A 20,731-nucleotide genomic window follows, 5' to 3' on the forward strand; every position below is an offset into this window, starting at 1 on the left:
GAAAAATGTTTGCATTTTCTGAAAAGGATGCCCCTTGGCAATGCTTGCTAAGGAATGGATACTCTAAACGAGTAGTATCCTCTTTAAAATGCTACGCAGTTAGCGTACATTTTTGAGGGAAACGGCATAGACACCTTACTCTGTTGGTTTTAGTGCCTGTAATGCCTTTCTTGCAAGGCTTACCGAGTTTCTATTGCGCAACAAAAAACGTAAATACAAGAGCGTTGCGAAACTGTTTTTGCGCGTGAGGTAAAGTTGCCCTATACTTGTGGTCGTTGCCCTGTTTGTGGTGCTAGAAATGATCTTTGGGCCAGGTCGACTCAAAGCCCATGAGATCCCCGTCGCTTTAGCGGCGAAAGAAAAAACGCTGTTGCGGGGATGCGCGGTGTTGACTGCTATTTTGGAAATCTGGTTTTACGAGCTTTTTGTATCTTTTAGCAGTTGCCCCTACGTGGCAGCAAAAGGGCGACAGCCGGTTTAGATGTTTTGATACGGGGACCTACCGGATCGGGCGAAAATAGAAGGGGTGAGACGGGGAAACCTGTTTGCCCGGGTCTGCTGCCGATGGGCGGACAGTACTTACAGAGCTGGGCGGAGGAACTTGGGAACATTGGCTGCGGCGCGCTTTATGGTGGAGTGTCGCAATGATATCGTGTATTATATATTGGAACGGCCCGGGGAGTGAAAGAGCAGCCGTAGGTGATGGAGATAGGGAAAAGAAGTTATAAAAGATCGGGTGCGTGTGGCGGCTGAGAAAAATGGAGCGGTATGTGTTTTAGATCGGGATACAGATCTTGTGGGAATAGAGCAGTGCGAAAGCGGAAGAGCGCTGATGCAAGATGGAGGAGAGGGGGACCTACACTTTGCAGGGCTTTGGGCGGTGTATAGATGGTAGGCAGTGAGGGGTAGACGGTACATAGATGGTATTTCGTACTGGGGCTTATTCACTGCTGTACCATGGTGCAGTCAAAGACTGTTTTATCGGGCGCGGAGATAGTAGCCGAGACCGGGTGACTGTAGGGTGGAAAAGCAGGCGGTCATTGCCGGCCGGCTGCTCTGGAGCAAAGAGAGGATGCCGGATCTATCTTGTAATCTTGTCGGCCGGCGATCGGAACAGCTGTGGCAGAAAAAGACAGCCTGGAGCACAGAAGACCAACTTGAGAAACAGGAACCTGTGAAGGGGGCCTGGTATGGCTGTACAGCAAAACGATAGCTGTACTTTGTGTGTGTAATGTATGTGCGGGCAGAGGGGCGGGGATATCCTGGCGGGTAAAACGGTACCTGCCAGATGACCTGTACCCAGAAAAGCAGTATCTGCAAAAAACAGGTGTGAAGGCGGGCGAGGATCGATGAAAATTAAAAGGGGCAGCCGGAAAAGCGGCAAATGATGCTATTATGTAGAGGTTAGAGGCGCTGCTTAAAAAGGGGCGTACCTGTATGCGCATGGGAAAGACAGCGGACAGGCGGTGAGATCGGGGTGGGGACAGCGACTGATCATGGCTGTATAGCAGGGGAAATTGCCTACCGGTGAAAAAGACGGCTTCTATATAGGGCGTTTACTGACGATCTAGTATGTGCTGCTGTGCGAAAAAGCAGGGCTTTGACGTGCGCTGACGATAAGGGGCACATAGAGGGCGAGAGGAGGACAGAGAGATGACATTTTTCTATATGATGGCGTTATTTGCGGTGGGGCTGGTGCTGATCATCAAGGGCGGCGACTGGTTTGTAGATGCCGCGGTCTGGTTGGCCGGGGTGCTGGGGGTGCCCCAGTTTTTGATCGGCGCCACGGTGGTGAGCGTGGCCACCACACTGCCGGAGCTGACCGCCTCGGCTATTGCCGCCTTTGAGGGAAAGGTGGATATGGCGGTGGGCAACGCAGTGGGCTCGGTGACGGTGAACGTGAGCCTGATATTGGGGGTAGCGGTGTTGGGCGCCCCGTTTTTGATCCGCCGCTCGCAGCTGTGGGGGCAGGGGGCGCTGCTGGCTGCCGGTTGCCTGGTGGCGCTGCTGTGCAGCCTGCGCGGCAGTTTGTCGGCGCTGGGGTGTGTGCTGTTGCTGCTCCTGTTTTTAGGGTATGTGGCCTTTAACATCTACACGGCTAAAAAAGAGCGCAGTACAGAGCGGCCAGCGGCCCGGCCAGGGGACAGGCGGCGGCAGATAGCGGGCTTTTTACTGGGTGCGGCAGGCATTGTTGTGGGGGCTAAGCTGCTGGTGTACAGCGGCAGCGGGATAGCCCGGATGGCCGGTGTGCCGGAGGCCTTTATTGCGGTGACCATCATCTCGTTTGGCACCTCGCTGCCGGAGTTTACCATCGCGGTGACGGCAGCGGTGAAAAAGCACACCGGGCTATCGGCCGGCAACATTGTGGGGGCAGGGGTCATCGACATCACGCTGATCTTGCCGCTGTGTGCGGTATTCTCGGGGCGGGCACTGCCCATCTCGCCCCAGGGACTGCTGCTGGATATGCCGGTGAGCCTGGTGGCGGTGCTGGTCTGCTGTGTGCCGGCACTGCTCACCCAGCGCTTTCGCCGTTGGCAGGGAGCCTGTATGGTGGGGGTGTATGTGCTGTATGTGGCGGCGCTGCTTTGGCTGTTTGTGTGAGTGTTCTACCGTTTGAATCGAAAAGGAAAAAGGACATTCGCCTGCCGCGAATGTCCTTTTTTAAAACATCGATATAGAAACCATATTTAAAATGTTAGCTGCGCGGTACAGGCTTTTTTGCTGAGAAGGCTCTCCTTTAGCTCATTCATGATGTCGACTAAAAGGCGAACTTTATATCCTTTAATCTCATAGATGGTCGGTTCAAGGATAAGAAGTTTTTTGTTGGCCTTATCAAAATAGAATAACGAGATGAAATTCATATCCGTCTGTCTGTTTTCTTCCCGCTGATGTAATACGCCGAGCTCCTGTGTTAGATTACTGATCCCTATTTTCTCTTCGTGCAGTTCATCGCAAAGAGTATCTACACGACTTTTTATGAGCGATAGAGGGATCCCATTTTGAACGTAACTCATCTCGCTCTCGATAATAATTTGAAGAACGGTTACGATGATCTTTTGCCGCATATATTTTGACTTCCGCGTATCACGTTGTGGTAGAGCAAGATTGATAAACCTGTCGTGGAGTGGAGAGAATGCTTCAGTGACGACTTCCTCTGCTACTTGATCAGCTGAGTCTCTGTCGCAGAGCTCCTTTTTGATTTTTTGTGTCTCGATAACATTGAATTTTTGACAGTATTTCTGAACGAAATCCTTAAAGATACCAATATTATTTGCACAACAGCTTTTGAAAAGATCTTTTGTATAATCGTCTATATGTATATTGAGTGCGAGCTCTCCTTTTTTGATGACCTCATCTAATTCGGTTTTGGACCAGGAACCAATATCGATATGTTCACATCGATTGACCAAATCAGGAGCAAGAGCGGTGATTCTAGAAGCGTCTTTCCAAACACCGACAATAATAACTTTGATACCTTGATAATTAAACTCTTTGAGCATGGCACAAAATTGCTGCTGAATATTTGGAGATAGGTAATGGAAATTATCAAAGACAAAATATTTTCCTTCACTACCAGAGCGTAAAATCTCTAAAAACTCGGGAGTATTAGATAGATCGATCGTTGGATAAGTTGTCGACGTAACTTCTTTATGTGCGTGACCAGTTGAGGTACTTAAACCTGCAGTTAGAGTCAATTGTGTTCCTATGGTACCTGAGACTCCACCCTCTTTTGTGTATGCATCTGTAACAGTATGCTCGACCACTCGGATCTCTTTGTCGATTGCATGAAGCATAGCGATCTTGATCTGTTCAAAGGACATATTAGCTGTACAGCCAATACGCAGTTGAACGGGGCAATACCTTTCTATGCTCCAAGTCTTACCCTGTCTGGACTCCCCATACACGACAATGATATTATAGCTTTGGAGGGCATTTTGAAATTTCCTATGAACTTTGCGTACAATAAATGTCGGACAATCCTGAGGCGGACATTCCGTACATCCAAAAGTGTCTATAAGGCTATATATTTTTTGCTTACTTGAAGAGCGTGGAAAAAACCATTCTTTTAGCTTAGATAGCATCATTAAGCCTCCAATAAAATGCCAATACATACAAAATAGCATATTATATGGTTTATTTCAACAAAAAATATATTGTATACATTAAAATATACAAATTTTTTCTAATACAACAATAGACAGGTGGGCGAGATAGAAAACAAAATAAAGTATGGCTGAAGGCCCGTGAAGGAAAATACTTGCGTATGCTGTTCTATGTACAAAAGAGAACTAGCTTAACTGTTGTGGTCTATGAAATGCGGTATTTACAGGTCGTCGATGAGGGCGGTGCTTTTGGCGTAGGCAGTACTTTTGGCCTCGAAAAAGTCGGTCTTGACCATGTTGGCGCTCGCGTACTGACTGACCCAGGCCATGCTGGCGGGCTCGTTCTCGCAGCCGGGAAAGAGCGGCTCGAAGCCCAGGCTGGTCCAGCGCAGATTGCCCAGGTAGCGTATATAATCGGTGAGCATATCGCGGGTGAGACCGGGTATATCGTCGCCGATGACGTAGTGGCCCCAGGCGATCTCTTGCCGTACGCCCTCGAGCAGCATGTTTTTGAGGGCGGCGACCTGCGGCGGGGAAAAGAGGTCGGGCTCCTCTTTTTGCAGCTCGAGCAGGATGCTGCGAAACAGCCACAGGTGAGTGTTCTCGTCGCGGTTGATGTAGCGGATCTCCTGGGCGCTGCCGGGCATTTTGCCGTTGCGGGCCAGGTTGTAAAAGAACATGAAGCCGCTGTAGAAATAGATCCCCTCGAGGATGTAGTTGGCCATGAGCACCCGCAGCAGCGTGGGGGCGTCTTTTTTTTGCTGAAAGGCGTTATACTGCTCGCCGATAAAGGTGTTGCGCTGCAGCAGGTGCTGATCGGTCTTCCACTGATAGAGGATGTGGTTGCGCTGGTCGGGGCTGCAGATGCTGTCGAGCATATAGCTGTAGCTCTGGCTGTGCACACATTCCTGAAAGGCCTGGATGGAGAGACAGAGCCCGACCTCGTTGGCGGTGATGTAGGCGCTGACGCTTGGCAGGTTGGCCGTTTGGATGGAGTCTAAAAAGACCAGAAAGCTGAGGATCTTGTCGTAGGCGGTGCGCTCGGCAGTGCTCAGCTGGGGATAGTCCTTGATATCCTGGGAGAGGCTGATCTCCTCGGGGACCCAGAAGTTGTTCATGGCTTGGCGGTACCAGTCGCTGACCCAGGTGTAGCGCAGATTATTGAAGTCGTTTAAGTTGGTGGTGTTGCCGCCGATCATGCGGCGGTGGCGGATGTCGGTATCACCGCCGGGATTAAAGAGCGGTTTTTTTACCAGTGTACGCATGAAAAGGTCACTCCTGTCAGGAAGAGCAGCTCTCGCAATCATTTACTTCCAGCGATCTGCTGCGGACGTAGTAGATGGTCTTGACGCCACATTCCCAGGCCTTGATATATAACCCGAGCACCTGGCGCATGGTGTAGTCGTTGGTGATATACAGGTTGACGCTCTGGGCCTGATCGATGTGGCGCTGCCGTACGCCGCAGGCGCGAACGGTATAGGTCTGGTCGATCTGGTGGGCGTTTTTGTAGTACCAGTAGGTGGCGGGGGAGAGCTCCGGCGCCACCCGCGGCAACATGTGGCCCTTTTTCTCCTCCAGGAAGAAGCGGCGCATCAGCGGGTCCAGCCCGGCGGTGGTGCCGGCGATGATGGAGGTGCTGGAGGTGGGGGCGACCGCCAGCAGATAGGCGTTGCGCATGCCCTGAGCGGCCACTTTTTGCGCCAGTGCCCGCCAGCTGGGGGAGGTGTATCCGCGCTTTTTAAAGTAGGCGCCGGTCTGCCAGTCGCTCCCCTCGAAGAGCGCATAGCGGCCCTTTTCGGCGGCCAGGTCGCTGCTGGCGGCTATGGCGGCGCGGTTTATGCGCTCGAACAGGTCGTCGGCGAATGCCAGGTGCTGCTCGCTCTCCCACTTGATCTTGCGCTTGGCCAGCATGTGGTGGTAGCCGCTGACGCCCAGGCCGATACTGCGGTACTTTTGGTTTGTGAGCTGGGCGTAGGGCAGGGGGTAGAAGTTGAGATCGATGACGTTGTCGAGGGCGCGTACCGCTGTTTTGACGACTTCGCGCAGATAGGCGTCGTCCTCGACGGGCAGATTGCCCAGCGAGAGGCTGGCCAGGTTACAGACCACGAATTCGCCGGGGCGGGTGGTGGTGACGACCACGGTGTCGCCGTCCTGGGTCTTTACCTGGGTGTGCACCGACTGGATGGGGGCCATGTTCTGGGCGATCTCGGTGCAGAGATTGGAGCAGTAGATCATGCCCTGATGGCCGTTGGGATTGGCGCGGTTGACGATATCGCGGTTAAAGGCAAAAGGGGTGCCGGTCTCGACGGCGGAGCGCAGGATGAGGCGCACGATATCTTTGATGCGCATCGTCCGCTTGGTGAGGCGGGCGTCGCGCACACAGTCGAGATAGCGCTTTTCCCACTCCTCTCCCCAATAGTCCTCGAGGGCATAGCCCTTGACGGCGAGCACCTGGTGGGGGCACAGCAGGTGCCAGGGCTGATCGAGGTCCCCGCTGGCCAGACGCCAGAACAGATCGGGGTAGCAGACGGCGGGAAAGACGTCGTGGGCCTTCATGCGGTCGTCGCCGTTATTGGTGCGCAGCTGCAAGAACTCGGGCAGGTCTTTGTGCCACACGTCGAGGTAGACGGCGACCGCCCCCTGACGCACGCCCAGCTGGTCCACCGCCACGGCGGTATCGTTTACCAGCTTGATCCAGCGGATGACCCCGCCGGCGGCGCCCTGAAAGCCGCGGATGCTGCTGCCGGTAGCCCGCACCTTGCCGAAGTAGAGCCCCATGCCACCGCCGAATTTGCTGACCTTGGCGAAGTTGTCGATGCTGCGGTAGATGCCGTCCAGGCTGTCGGGCACGGTGTCGATAAAGCAGCTGGACAGCTGGTGGTAGGGTTTGCGGGCGTTGGCCAGCGTGGGGGTGGCCATGGTGACTTCCATTTTGCTGAGCAGGTCGTAAAAGCGCTTTACCCAGCCCAGGCGGCCGCTGGTCTCGGCCATAGCCAGATGCAGGGCGATGCCGAGAAACATCTCTTGCGGGGACTCGAGGGGGATATGGTCGTGGGTGGAGATGACGTACCGCTGCAGCAGCAGGTCGAGCCCGGAATAGGTGAACAGGTCGTCGCGCTCGGGACAAAGGAATGCGGCGGCGGCCTCCAGCTCGGGCGCGGTGTAGTGCTCGCTGATGTAGCGGCCGTAGAGCCCCTCCTCGGTGAGGTAGCGCACCTTTTGGGAGAAGGTGTGCAGGCCGCGCTTATCCATCTCGCACGCGAGGCGCTGTGAGAATTGGTGGCGCAACAGCCGGGCGGCGATCATCTCCCACTGGGGGGCCTCTTTGGTGGTGAGCTCTACCGCCGCTTTGATGAGCGCCGTCAGGCGCTCATCTGTGGGCATATCCGTCTTGAGAAAGCTGGTGAATTTGATCTGCAGCGCCTGCAGGCTGTAGGCCTGCTCGGGAAAGTCGCGCTGGATCTTTTCCAGGCAGGGCAGCAGCTGGGGATCGCCGGCGGCGGTGGCGAGACTGGCGCGCAGATCGCGCAGTGCGGTGCGCTTTTGGCGGTAGAGGATGTAGCTTTTGGCCTGGGGGTAAAAGCCGCTCTCCATGAGTGCCTGCTCGACTTTATCCTGTATCTGCTCGACCGGGCGGTCGGCCCCTGGGCCCATGAGGGCCTCGATTCGGGAAAGCAGGTCGTTTAGGACAGACGGCGGCGCCGGTTGGCCGGTGCTGACAAACACCTTTTGGATGGCGGCGGTGATCTTACCGGGGTCGTAGGTCTGTTTTTGCCCGCTGCGCTTGATGATCTGCATGTGCTCTGACTCCTCTTACTGGCAGTGTTTTGATTAAAGTATACTAAAATAGTCGTGTTATGATTATAGGGGATATCCACTCAAATAGCAAGAGAAAATACATGCTGCGCGGCGATCTTTTGCGCGGCGGGGGCGGTAGTGCGGGAAGCGCGCAGACATAAAAAAGAGAGACGGCCCCCAGGTGGGGCCGTCTCCTGCTGTATTGGCTATTTTATAACGGTCTGCCGGCGGGGTGCGCTCACTGCAGGCTGCTGGAACAGACGATGCCTTTTTCGGCGTCGAGCTTGACGGTGGTGCCGCTCTTCAGCACGCGGGTGGCGCTGTGGGCGTCGATGATGACCGGGATATCCAGAGCGGCGCCCACCACGGCGGCGTAGCAGTCGTCGCTCTTGTCTTCGGTGATGATGCCGGAGGCCATTTTGAGCAGGTGGAGGATGCCGGCAGAGGCCGAGGGGATGACCAGGATATCGTCGGGGCGGAATTTTTGCAGCGCCTCCTCTTCGGTTTTGCACACACAGAGGTTGCCGACCACGCTGGATTTGCTGGTGCCGGCACCGGAGAGCAGCACATTGCCCACGATGTGCACCTTGAGCAGGTTGGTGGTGCCGGACTGGGAGAGAGGTGTGCCGGCGGTGATGACCACTAGGTCGCCATCGGCCAGCAGACCCTCTTTTTTGGCCACCGACACGGCGTGCTCGAACAGCTCGTCGGTGGATTTACAGTCGTGCAGCAAGATGGGCTGCACGCCCCAGGACAGGCTCATCTGGCGGCAGACGCCGGGGTCGGTGGCGCAGCCGATGATGGGGTGGCCGGGCCGGTATTTGGAGACCATGCGCACGGTGGAGCCGGAGTTGGTGACCACGATGATAGCTTTGGCCTGCAGGTCGTAGGCGGAGGTGCAGGCGGCGTGGGAGATAGCGTCGGTGATGTTGAGCTTATCGTCGATCTTGCGGGCCTTGAAGCGGCTGTCGTAGCGGATGTCGTGCTCGGCCCGGCGGGCGATGCGGGCCATGGTCTTGACGGCCTCTACCGGGTAGAGACCGGCGGCGGTCTCGCCGGAGAGCATGATGGCGCTGGTGCCGTCGTAGATGGCGTTGGCCACGTCGGTGGCCTCGGCCCGGGTGGGGCGGGGGTTTTGGATCATGGAGTCGAGCATTTGGGTGGCGGTGATGACCTGCTTGCCGGAGATGTAGCACTTTTTGATGAGCATTTTTTGCAGCACCGGGATCTCTTCCAGCGGGATCTCGACGCCCATGTCGCCGCGGGCGACCATGATGCCGTCGGACACGCGCAGGATCTCGTCGATATTGCGCACGCCTTCGGCGTTCTCGATCTTGGAGATGATCTTGATGGTCTTGCAGTGGTTGCGGTCGAGCACCTTGCGGATGTCGAGCACATCTTCGGCGCAGCGCACGAAGGAGGCGGCGATAAAGTCGAACCCGGCGCCGATGCCGAACTCGATATCGGCGCGGTCTTTGTCGGACAGGTAGGGCATGCTGAGGCTGACGCCGGGCAGGTTGATGCCTTTGTGATCGCCCACCGGTCCCTCGTTGCAGACGGTGCAGACGATGTCGGTCTCGTCTACGCTGGCTACGGTGAGCTCGACTTTGCCGTCGTCGATGAGGATGGTGGTGCCCACCTGCACGTCACGGGGGAGGTCTTTATAGGTTACCGAGACGATGTTCTCGTCCCCCTCTACCGGGCGGGTGGTGAGCACGAAGGTCTGCCCCTGATGCAGGGTGACCGGCCCGTTTTTAAAGGTGACGGTGCGCACCTCGGGGCCGCGGGTGTCGAGCATGGTGGCGATGGGCAGGCCCATCAGTTCCCGCAGGGAAAACAGCATATCCAGCCGCTTTTGGTGCTCCTCGTGGCTGCCGTGGGAGAAGTTGACCCGGGCTACGTCCATACCGGCTTTGAGCATCTCCTCCAGCACGTGGGGGCGGTCGGTAGCCGGACCCAGGGTGCAGACGATCTTAGTCTTTCTCATAGTGTGCGCTCCTTTTTTACTCGTTACTCGACAGATATATTGGATGCGGGCCCGGCGGCGGCGCGGGTACACCACTGGGCTTGACAATTGGACAGTTGGATAGTTCCTATTAAAAAAGGGACTGGTGCCCCAGTTTCCTCTGTATTATAGCATGACGGACAGGGGCAAAACAGCCGCATTTTGAAAATTTTAGGTGACCGGCCATGATTTGTTTTGTGCAACCTGTGAAAGGCGCTCACCTTTAGATAGGGTATCGGGCAGGTATTTTGCAGGCTGCACGACGGCGGGTAGGGCAGTGGGGAGAGCTCTAGTCAGGCCGCACAAAAAAACGCCCGTTTTTTGCCGAAAAACCGCCGGCCGATTCATTGACAAAGCGGCTTTAGATGGTATGATATTCAGTGAACGAGCGGGCGGCCGGCCCCGCGTGCCGACAGGCGGGGCGGGGCTGGTGGCGGCGCTTTGGGTCTGGGCCCGGCAGTTTTGCCGCGCGGGGGCCCGGTGAGGGAGAATGTGCGGGGCGGCAGGGCTTTGCCTGCGGCGTGAGGATGTGGGGGAACAGAGTATGTGGCGCAAGATCATAGACGATAAATTTGGCGGGCTCAGCGGTAAGGACATGGCGCTGAAAACGCTTTTGAGCATTACGGCCAACCTGCTCATTGCCATTGGCGTGGCGCTGTTCGTGCGCAGCCAGCTGGGATCGGACCCGATCTCGGTGTGGCTGGACGGGCTGGACCGCACGCTGCACTGCGGGCTGGGCAACGCCTCGATGATCAACAGTTCGATCACGCTGACGGTGTCGATCATCTTTGCCTTTAAGTTCATCAACGTGGGGACCATCGTCTCGACGGTGGGCTTTTCGCTGCTGCTGGGTTGGGTAGACCCCATCATCGGCCTCATCATCGGCGGCAACGATACGCTGCTGGTAAAGGGGATCATGATTGCCGTCGGCATGGTCGTTATGTGCATGGGCTGCGGGCTGAGCGTGGCGCTGCGCTTTGGTTTTTCGAGCACCGACTCTATTATTTTCCGCATTCTCGACTTTCACCCCACCTGGCAGTACCGTTACATGAAGATCACGGTGGACGGCTGCTTTATCGTGGCCGGTTTTCTGCTGGGCGGCATCGTGGGCGTGGGCACCGTGATCGGCTTTTTGTTCACCGGCCCGATGGTGAGCTTTTTCGTGCCGATCTGGGATAAGCTGGTGCTGCGGCCGCTGCACCTGGACCACCCCTTTAACCAGATGATGAGCGGCAAGAAAAAGAAAGAAGTGGAGAAAAAGACGCAGGAGGCCGAGATCGAGGCCTTTGAAGAGGTGCTGGAGGAGACCCGCCAGACCGAACAGGCGGACCGGTAGGCCCGGTGCGGGAGACCACTTTAACATACTGGGACAGCAGCGGGGCCGGATATACAGGCCCGCGGCAAAAAGTACAGATACAGGACCGGGCGGGGCCAGAAGTGGCCGCCGCCCGGTTTTTTGCCTGCAGCCGACGGCGGGGGCGGCTATCGCCGTGGAGGTGGCCGAACAGAGTGCGGCGGTCAGCGGCGGCCGCGGGGGATGTGGAGACCGAGGCGGCACACCGGCAGGGGCCTGCGGACCTGCCGGGTGCTATGAACTGTGAACTGTGAGCGGGAGGGCAGTGATAGACTGGAGAGCGATGCCTGGGGCTGTTACCAGCGCTGGTTTGTCTGCCTGGGGCGGGGCGTTTTGAGTGGCTTGGGACGGGGTGAGACAGCCGCGGAGCACAGGGGAGTTAGCTTTTGCTATTTGTGCGCCGGCGGCGCACAAAAAATGCCGGCGCACCGCAGGATCTGCTTGTACATCTACAGGATCCGTGTTACAATAATACTGCATATACGTGTGCGTCAATCTCTATATAAAGGAGTCTTTTTTATGGCTAAAAGAGCATTCATGATCGTTTTAGACAGCTTTGGCATCGGCGCTGAGCCGGACGCTGACAAGTTCGGTGATGTGGGCAGCAATACGCTGGGCGCGATCGCCAAATCGGACAAGTTCGATACCCCCAACTTGCAGAAGATGGGCTTTTTCAACATCGAGGGCGTGACCTGCGGCGAGAAGGCCGCTGCGCCTATCGCCAGCTTTGCCCGCCTGCAGGAGAGATCTAACGGCAAGGACACCACCATCGGCCACTGGGAGATCGCCGGCGTGTCGTCGGCCAAGGCGCTGCCGACCTACCCCAACGGTTTTCCCCGCGAGATCCTGGACAAATTTGAGGCCGCTACCGGCCGCAAGGTACTGTGCAACCTGCCCTACTCGGGCACCAAGGTGCTGGACGATTACGGCAAGCAGCACCTGGAGACCGGCGACCTGATCGTGTATACTTCGGCGGACAGCGTGTTCCAGATCGCCGCCCACGAGGACCTGGTACCGGTGGAGAAGCTGTACGAGTACTGCGAGATCGCCAGAAATATCCTCACCGGCGACCACGCGGTGGGCCGCGTCATCGCCAGACCGTTCGTGGGCGAGCCGGGGAACTTTACCCGTACCTCCCGCCGGCACGACTACTCCATCAAGCCCCCCCGCAAGACGGTGCTGGACTACGCCAAAGAGGCCGGACTGGAGACTATTGCCGTGGGCAAGATCAACGATATCTACGACGGGCAGGGGATCACCGACACCACTCGCTCGGTCTCGAATAATGACGGCATGGAGAAATTCACCGCGCTGCTGGACCGGGATTTTAACGGTATCGCTTTCCTCAACCTGGTGGACTTTGACATGGTGTACGGCCACCGCCGCAACATTGACGGGTACGCCCAGGCAGCCACCGATTTTGACCGCGGCCTGACGGCATTTTTGCCCAAGATGAAAGAGGACGACATTCTGATCATCACCGCCGACCACGGCTGTGACCCCTCTTACACCAAGCACACCGACCACACCCGCGAGTACGTGCCGATGATCATTTATGGCGCGCACATCAAGGGCGGGGTGGACCTGGGCACCGAGCCCACCTTTGCCACCATCGCTGCCACTGTGGCCGATTATCTGGGCGTTGACGCCCCCGACATCGAGGGCGAGAGCGTACTGCCCAAAGTGCTGAAATAGGCCCCTTAGGCCGTACTGCCCGGTGAGCGGGCGGACAAAATAAGAGGAGTTTGGAGTTAACCGCAATGAGCGACAGAATGAAAGACATCATCCGGCGCACGCTGGTCATGCTGCCGGATATCCCGGTGATGGCGCTGGGGGTGGCGATGTACACCTTTGCCAACCTGGGCGGCGACCCGTTTACCAGCTTTCAGCAGGGCATCAGCCTGCGCACCGGCATCCCCATGGGGTATTCCTCCATGGCCTGCAACATCGGTATTTTGATCATCTTTTTGTTTATCAACCGCAAGATGATCCACGTGGGCTCTATCGTGTTCTCGTTTGGACTGGGGCCGTTCATCAACCTGTGGCTGGCGCTGTTTGAGAAGATCTTCCCCAACGGACTGGAGGGCAATCCGGTCGTGCGCTACCTGTTCCCGATCATCGGCACGCTGGTGATCATCGTGACGCTGGCTTACTATCTGCCCATCGACCTGGGCATCCAGGCGCTAGACATGATCGCTATCACCATCGGCGAAAAGCTGCTGCACAAGACTTATGGCTGGGGCCTGTACATCACCTACGGGGTGATGTTCGTCATCGCCATCCTCATGGGCGCACCCTGGGGCTTTGGCACGCTGGTGGCTACCTTCTGTGTGGGTAAAGGGGTGGACATCGTCCGCCCGCGTATAGCGCCCACTATTCAGAAGTGGTGTGGGATAAAACCCGCCGCGAGCACAGCTGAAAACAGCTGAGCGCGGTAGAAAAAACGACCAAATCAAGTGAGAGCTCTGCCCGGACGTATGTGCCGGGCAGAGCTTTTTTGTGTGGGCAAATAATGGCGGTGCGGACAGGAGCTGGGGCGCAGCCGGGCTGGAGCGGCAGTAAGGGCTGAGGAAGACCCGGGGCGCTGCGAGACGGGAGACCTTTATAAAAAGAGAGCAGATGATATTTAAAAACGGCATAGACGGATGGGACGCGGTGCGGTGGTGCAGTGGCCCGGGGGGAGATGAGACCGAGCCAGGTGCACAAAAGTGATACTTCACTTTATATATGCAGGGGACTGAATGGCGCCGGCAGCTTCAAATAGCGGAGTTGTGCAGGGGGGGACAGATGTAGATAAAAATGACGGTCGGCGGGGCGGCGTTTTGGTGCGACGGATAGCGCGATGACCTGATAGAGACGGCAGATCACAGAGGAGGGGCGCCTTGTCTGTGTGCTGATTTTGGGCTGATTTTGGGCTGGTTTTATGCTGGTCTCGTGTGGGACGCGCGCTGACTGTGCGCCGGCTGCCTATTGACTGCGTGCAGACTGCGGGCTGGTAAAAACCGATGTGGTCACAATAGAATAGATAAAATGAATGGATTTTTGTTAAAACTTGACATTTTTAGTTATAGTGCTAAACTATATACAAGTAAATCATGGGTTTTCGTTCATAATACCAATTACAAATCAGCGCGAGATTTTTGGCTGACCTGCATAGTGCAGGTCAGCTTTTTTACATTTATTGAACAAAATAGATCTGTGAACGAAAACCCATAGATTGTCAGTATAGACAAAAAATGAGGAGTGGACAAAATGAAAAAACGGACTCTGTCACTGCTGATGACGCTGTCTTTGGTGCTCTCTCTTTTTGTACCGCTGGTACCGGTGACTGCCTGGGCAGCCGACAGCGGGACTGTGGGCACAGCGGAGGACGTGCCGGAGGGATATGAGCCGCCCCAGTATGAGCGGGGCGCGATCAATCTGAACGGCTACTACACGGTGGGCAGCGACGGCAAGCTGTCGCAAAAGCTGGAGTGGAGTTTTCCATTTGAAAACCCGATGCAGCCGGGACAGGATCTAGTGGACCCCAGCCGCCCCTATGCCTATCAGCTGTGGCAGTCGAAAAAAGCGGCAGATGGGAGCTGGAGCAAGTGGGAGACCCGCTCGGCTGTGGACGTGGAGGACACGGCCACCAAGGTGAGAGTGCTCAACTTATACCCGGGTAGCGGCAATAATTTAAAACAGTGGATGGAGACCGATACGGCGGAAAATCCACTGACCCACAAAGATGTCTCCATTGGTATGGGGCTTATTTCGGTGACGCCGGTAGACCTGACTTCTTTTAACAGCAACCCGAACAGCTATTTGAAAGGCGCAGACGGCGCTTATCAATATGACGTACTGATGTTTGGCTCGTATGACAGTAACAACAGTATAGACTTATCTGCGACGGGGACGGCGGCTGTAAAGGAATTTTTAGCTGCCGGACGCGGCGCATTGTTCGGCCACGACACCATTCGCAGCAACAATGTGGGGTTTGCCCAGTTTGCCGGTGCAGAGTACCTCAACTTTAGCACGTTGAACGCCGGCTGGAGCATGGCTACGACTGGGGGAAATTATGTGAAGGTGGTCAATACCGGGTTTTTGACCAGCCGGCCCTGGGACCTGGAGGGCAAAACGCTGCAGATCCCGCTGGCGCATGCGCTGGGGCAGCAGTCTGGGGGAACTGACGCGGAGGGAAACCTGCGCAACCAGGTGTGGATGAAATTTTCAAGTGCAGCTGGAGCACCTCTGGATGGGATCGTCGACCACGAGACCTCCACCAATGTGGCGTACCTCACTACCCATGGAAATACGGCAATGATTCAGACGGGGCATTCGAATGGGCAAGCCACTACTGACGAAAAGAAAATACTGGCCAATACGCTGATCTACCTAGCGCAGACGACGCAGAAAAATGAGACGACAGATATTTCGTTTACAGATGATGCGGCGCCGGACAAGCCCCAGGGAGAGGTGACGGCCATTACACCCAATGCGGGGCTGACCGGATATTCGGCACAGGTGATGCTGAGCGGCTCGAGCGACAACGGAACAGATTATGCCTATCGGGTGCTCGGCATCCCGCAGGAAGAGCCCAACTCGGAACTGGACAAACAGGAGTACACGACTATCTGGTCTTCGGGTGAAGCTATCGACCAGGCTTTTCACCAGACGGCTCTGTCGGGCCTGAAGGGATACATCGTCACCGGGGTGGACCAGAGCGGCGCGGCGGCTGCCAAACCGACAGTGGCGGGAAGCGACCTGCTCAGGGCATCTAACGCCGGCGACAAGGTGACTTATGACACCGGGGAATTGGTACCGGGCAAGACCTATTACATGCATGCTTTTGCGGTGGACTGGTCGGGCAATGTGAGCGAGGACCTGCTTTTAAAGATCGATGTGAGCGCGCGACAGGTGAATTTTTACCGCAATGACGGCAGTGACGAAAAGACCAGTACCCTGCTCACCAGTGAGGGGAGACCGGCCGGGTTTACTGATAGTCTCGCGCGCGCAGGCTATGCGTTTGGCGGCTGGTATGAGAGCGCCGATGGCAGCGGCGAGGTGGTGACCCGCGAGACCGTGTTCCCCCTGATGCCCGAAAAAGAGGCGGTAGAGCTGTACGCCAAATGGATAAAGACCTGGCAGGTGACGCTGGGGCAGCGGGGTGAAGGGACCGTGACGGCCCAGACGGCCGCGGGACAGAGCAGCCCCTTTTTAGTGGGCAGTGACGTGGCTGTACAGTGGCAGCCGGCCCCGGGTTACCACGTAAAAGGGGTATGGCTGGACGACCGGCAGCTGACGCCGGACGACAGCGGACAGCTGACGATCGCCGCTATCGACACCGACCACCATGTGCTAGTGGAATTTGAGCGGGATGCTGCCGCGGAAGAAAAAGTGTACTACCGTGTGGAGACGATGCTCATTGGCGGCGGCAGCGCCAGCAGTATCACCCCCAGCGCACGGCTGGCGAAAGACAGCCCGCAGACGGAAAATTATCGGGTGAGCTGGAAGGTGGCCCCCGGCTATTTTGTAAAAGCAGTGCGGATAGATGGCGCCAGCCGCCCCGACCTGCAAGCGAAAAGCAGCGTGACTTTTGACAAGGTGGCGAGCGACCACCGGGTTGAGATCGAACTGGCAAAGGAAAATGAGGCGCCGAGCGCCTACCGCGTGACCACGGAACTGGTCGGCGGGCCGGGGAGCATCACTCCATCGGCGTGGGTACCGGCGGGCGGAACATATGCGGTAAAGACCGTGCTGGGGGACAGCAAGAACTACACCGTCAAATCGGTGACGGTATACGACGCCCAGGGAGACCGGGTGGACAGCTTTGCCGTGGATGCCGCTGCCGGCAGTGTAGACCTCACCGATATCGGCCAGGATTACCGGGTAGTGGTGCAGCTGAGCGGCAAGGAGCAGACCGGTGTAGTCACCATACCGGAGGATGAGCTGATCCGCGTGGACACCTCGAAAGAGGGGGGCGGCAGCATATCGGAATCTAAGGTGGTCAAGAGAGGGGAGGACTATACGGTAGAGTGGTCGGCCCAGGAGGGGTGGACCGTTTTGGATGTGACGGTGGACGACACCAGGACCTATTACCCCGAAACGGGGACTGCCCGACGGGCCGCTTACCGCAGTGCCCGCAGCAGTGGGAGCATCGTTATCGGCACCCCGGGCGAATACCCCTTTGAGCAGATACAGGAGGACCACACCATCCACGTGACTTTTGTAAAGGCCAAATACGAGGCCCCGGCGGGGACCTTCAGCGTGCAGACGGCGATTACCGGTGACTGCGGAGCGACCATCACCGCCGGCAACGGCGCTTTGGACCCCGGCAGCGATTACCCGGTGGGCTGGACGGTGCCGAAGGGCTACCGGGTGGTGGGCGTGTTGGTAAACGGGACGGCGCGGGACGACCTGCTGAAGGCCGGCAGCTTTACCATTACAAATATCGACCAGAATTACCTGGTGGAGGTGGCGCTGGAAAAGGACAACGGCGCCAAACCGGAGAAAAAAGAGATATACACAGTGTCTACTGCGGTATACGGGCTGACAGACGCCGCGATGGCCAACATGACCCCCACCACCATCGTGCAAAAAGGGGCAGATCACAGTGTGCACTGGACGGCGCCCAGCGGCCACCGGGTGGAAAAGGTCGTGATCGACGGGGTAGAGAGTGCGGCAACGGCGGCCAACTTCCCCAACATTGGCCGGGACCACACGGTAGAGGTGTATTTTGCCGCCGACAGCGGTGCACAGCCGGACCTGCACCGGGTATCGACACAAATCGTCGGCGGGTTGGGGACCGTTACTGCCGGCGGTACTGTGGCCGACGGAGACAGCTTTACAGTGCGCTGGGAACCGGCCCCAGGCTACCACCTGGCCAGCGTGATCGTGGATGGACAGGTGCGCGATGACCTTCTGGGCACCGACAGCCACACGCTGGAAAACATAACCGCCGACCACACAGTCGGGGTAGTGTTTGCCAAGGACGGAGACAGCCAGGGGCCAAAGCACCCGGAGGACGGCAGTTTTGTGGTGGAGACCGCACAGACGGGGGCCGGGAGCATTACCCCCAGCACGACGGTAAAGGAGGGAGACGACCACACAGTGACATGGCAGCCGGCAGATGGCTGGCATGTAAAAGAAGTGCGGGTGGACGGACTGATACAGCCCGATCTGCCGGATAAGACTGAATTTTTGACGATTGGCGCCAACCACAAGGTGGAGGTGATATTTGCGCGGGACGACGCGGGGAGCGAGGCGGAGAGCGGCGAAAAGTACCGCGTAGATACGGCCATCGACCGGGTGAAAGGCACGATAACCGGCTCGGCGGTGCTGGAACGCGGCAGCGACTACAAGGTGCAGTGGCAGGCGGCCGAGGGCTATGAGGTGTACCGGGTGACGGTGGACGGCAAGGAATACCCCGATCACCGGGGCAAGACGGCGGGCAGCCACGCTTTTGCCGATATCAAGCAGGACCACCAGGTGGTAGTGGAGTTCGTGCGGGTGGACACGGTACAGCCGGAGCTGGGAAAAGGTGTGGTGAATGGAGACCGCAGCGACGGCAACGAGACCGGAGACCGGCTGACCTATACGCTTACGGCCAAAAACAACCAGCAGAATTCACTGTGGAAAGACGTGGTGATGAAAGACCGCATACCCAGGGGGATGACGCTGGACACCGACACGATCTACCTGTCGAAAAACGGGGAGGAGGCGGTGCAGATAGACGGTTCGTGCTATGATGAGAGCAGCCGGCTGCTGTGTGTGCCGATCGGCTCGCTGCTGGGCGGAGACACCTATGTGCTGACCTTTGAGGTGCTCATCAACCAAGTGTCTATTGAACCCGGGGCCACAGAGGGGCGGGACCTCTCGAACACCGCCCAGGCTGCGGGCAGCAACGGCAGCGCCACCTCTCCCACGGTGACCCCGAATGGAGACGGCAGCGCCAAGCCGATCGCCTACCCCAACGGGCACCTGACCAAGACCGCGGCAGACCTGACCGACAGCGGCGGCAAGGTGCAGATCGGTGACCGGATACGGTATGTGCTGCGGGCTGAAAACAGCCGCGACGGCTCGGTATGGACTGGTGTGGCGATCACAGACACGCTGCCCCAGGGGCTGGATATCGACCTGGACAGTATTTACCTGACAGGCCCTAACGGCAGCAGAAAAATGCTGGACGGCGGGGCGTACAACACCGATGACCGCACGCTGACAGTATTTGTGGGCGATATTTACGGCGGCGAACGGTATGAACTAACATTTGAGGTGACGGTGACGGCCGACGCCTTGACCGGCGATATCGGCAATACCGGTAAGGCCTATGGCGGCCGACCCGCCGCGGACGGCGAGCCGGGCCACTGGGGGAATGCAGAGGAGTACCCCTATGAGCCGGGCGATACGCTGAGGCCGGGCGAGTGGCCGATAGAGGCAGATGAGCTTGCCACCAGCGACAAGGTGTACCCCGGGGACGAGCAGGTATTACCGGCCGACCCTGAACCGATACTGGATAAGACGGTGGAGCAGCCGGGGCGGCCCGATGGGGACACGCACCTGGATGACGCGCTGATATATACCGTGACTTTGGAGAACCCCACCAGCTACTCGACCTGGCGAGACGTCTCGATCTTTGATTATTTGCCGGCGGGTCTGGATCTGGACAGGGGGAGCATGCGTCTGACCTACCCGGACGGCCACACCGAAAAGGTGCCGGCTGACTGTTACGATATCTGGGAGCGGACGATCGAAGTGCAGATCCCGCTGCTGCGCGCCGGAGAAAAATACACCTTGACCTACAAGACGACGGTGTATGACCCCGGCGATGCCGAGATGCAGGAGCAGGGAGAGCTGGTGAATACCGCCGAGGCGGTGGGGACCGACCCGGATGGGCAGCGAAGTGATACCGGCCCCACGGCCAGTGCCTCTGTGCGCTACCCGGTAGACGCCCAAAAAGGGGTAGATACCGGTGACGCCGGGTGGCAGGCAGCGATCTTGTGGGCGGCTGTTGCCGCTGGTGCGGTGTTCTTTTGGATAGCTGCACGCCGAAAAGAGCGCGAGAACTAAGTAATAAGTAGGAAACAGATCTTTACCGACTGAAGAGCGGGGAGAGCGGGTGCTCTCTCCGCTCTTTTTGGGGTCTCTGTCGGGGCGGCGATCTCGGCACGCTGCAGATGCGCCGGCAGAAAAGTTGGAAAAAAGCCCATGCGATACGGCAGCGGCTTTCAGGCGGCTCGCCGTGGGGACTGGCCGGTCAAGTAGCAGATGGCTGCCGGCGCGGGGGCCTGCGAGAGCGGCAGGTCGGAAAAAAGCGGCCATTTGGATGGGGCGGCGTTATAGGGAGAACCTGGCGGGGCTGTTTGATCTGGCTGTGGGGCAGTGGATACGGTGGGAGAGATACGGCTTATGGGGAATTGGCGGGCGGGAGACCGGCTATAGGATGGGGGCTGTGGGGCGGCACCGAGGTAGCCTGATGGGGAGCGCGAGGGG

Annotated in this window: 9 protein-coding genes; 5 read left to right on the forward strand and 4 right to left on the reverse strand. The window is 57.6% G+C overall.

What is annotated here, in order from left to right:
• Positions 1 to 1,653 precede the first annotated feature (1,653 nt).
• Positions 1,654 to 2,601, forward strand: a complete 948-nt coding sequence (locus C6Y32_RS05025; protein WP_105204255.1) for a calcium/sodium antiporter — start codon at positions 1,654 to 1,656, stop codon at positions 2,599 to 2,601.
• Between the two features lie 86 nt (positions 2,602 to 2,687).
• On the opposite strand, the gene C6Y32_RS15100 is transcribed toward C6Y32_RS05025, so the two are convergent.
• The 4 genes from C6Y32_RS15100 to pyk form a co-directional block, all read right to left on the reverse strand.
• Complete coding sequence (locus C6Y32_RS15100; RefSeq protein WP_129589386.1) at positions 2,688 to 4,085, reverse strand: hypothetical protein; 1,398 nt, start codon at positions 4,083 to 4,085, stop codon at positions 2,688 to 2,690.
• A 239-nt stretch (positions 4,086 to 4,324) separates the two neighbouring features.
• Positions 4,325 to 5,368, reverse strand: a complete 1,044-nt coding sequence (locus tag C6Y32_RS05035; protein ID WP_105204257.1) for a ribonucleotide-diphosphate reductase subunit beta — start codon at positions 5,366 to 5,368, stop codon at positions 4,325 to 4,327.
• A 16-nt stretch (positions 5,369 to 5,384) separates the two neighbouring features.
• The gene (locus C6Y32_RS05040) at positions 5,385 to 7,901 is read right to left on the reverse strand and encodes a ribonucleoside-diphosphate reductase subunit alpha (RefSeq protein ID WP_105204258.1); all 2,517 of its coding nucleotides are present in this window, start codon (positions 7,899 to 7,901) and stop codon (positions 5,385 to 5,387) included.
• Between the two features lie 238 nt (positions 7,902 to 8,139).
• Positions 8,140 to 9,888, reverse strand: coding sequence for a pyruvate kinase (pyk, locus tag C6Y32_RS05045; protein ID WP_105204259.1), 1,749 nt, complete (start codon positions 9,886 to 9,888; stop codon positions 8,140 to 8,142).
• A gap of 562 nt (positions 9,889 to 10,450) precedes the next feature.
• Between pyk and C6Y32_RS05050 the strand changes: the two genes are divergently transcribed.
• The 4 genes from C6Y32_RS05050 (at position 10,451) to C6Y32_RS05065 (ending at position 20,308) form a co-directional block, all read left to right on the forward strand.
• Entirely contained in the window at positions 10,451 to 11,242 is a 792-nt protein-coding gene (locus C6Y32_RS05050) for a YczE/YyaS/YitT family protein (protein ID WP_105204260.1), read from the forward strand.
• A 537-nt stretch (positions 11,243 to 11,779) separates the two neighbouring features.
• Complete coding sequence (locus C6Y32_RS05055) at positions 11,780 to 12,955, forward strand: phosphopentomutase (protein WP_105204261.1); 1,176 nt, start codon at positions 11,780 to 11,782, stop codon at positions 12,953 to 12,955.
• Between the two features lie 65 nt (positions 12,956 to 13,020).
• The gene (locus C6Y32_RS05060) at positions 13,021 to 13,689 is read left to right on the forward strand and encodes a YczE/YyaS/YitT family protein (RefSeq protein WP_129589387.1); all 669 of its coding nucleotides are present in this window, start codon (positions 13,021 to 13,023) and stop codon (positions 13,687 to 13,689) included.
• Positions 13,690 to 14,512: 823 nt separating this feature from the next.
• Complete coding sequence (locus tag C6Y32_RS05065) at positions 14,513 to 20,308, forward strand: isopeptide-forming domain-containing fimbrial protein (RefSeq protein ID WP_105204263.1); 5,796 nt, start codon at positions 14,513 to 14,515, stop codon at positions 20,306 to 20,308.
• Positions 20,309 to 20,731: the final 423 nt, after the last annotated feature.

The sequence above is a fragment of the Neobittarella massiliensis (ex Bilen et al. 2018) genome (genome assembly GCF_900289145.1).
GTDB lineage: Bacteria > Bacillota > Clostridia > Oscillospirales > Ruminococcaceae > Neobittarella > Neobittarella massiliensis.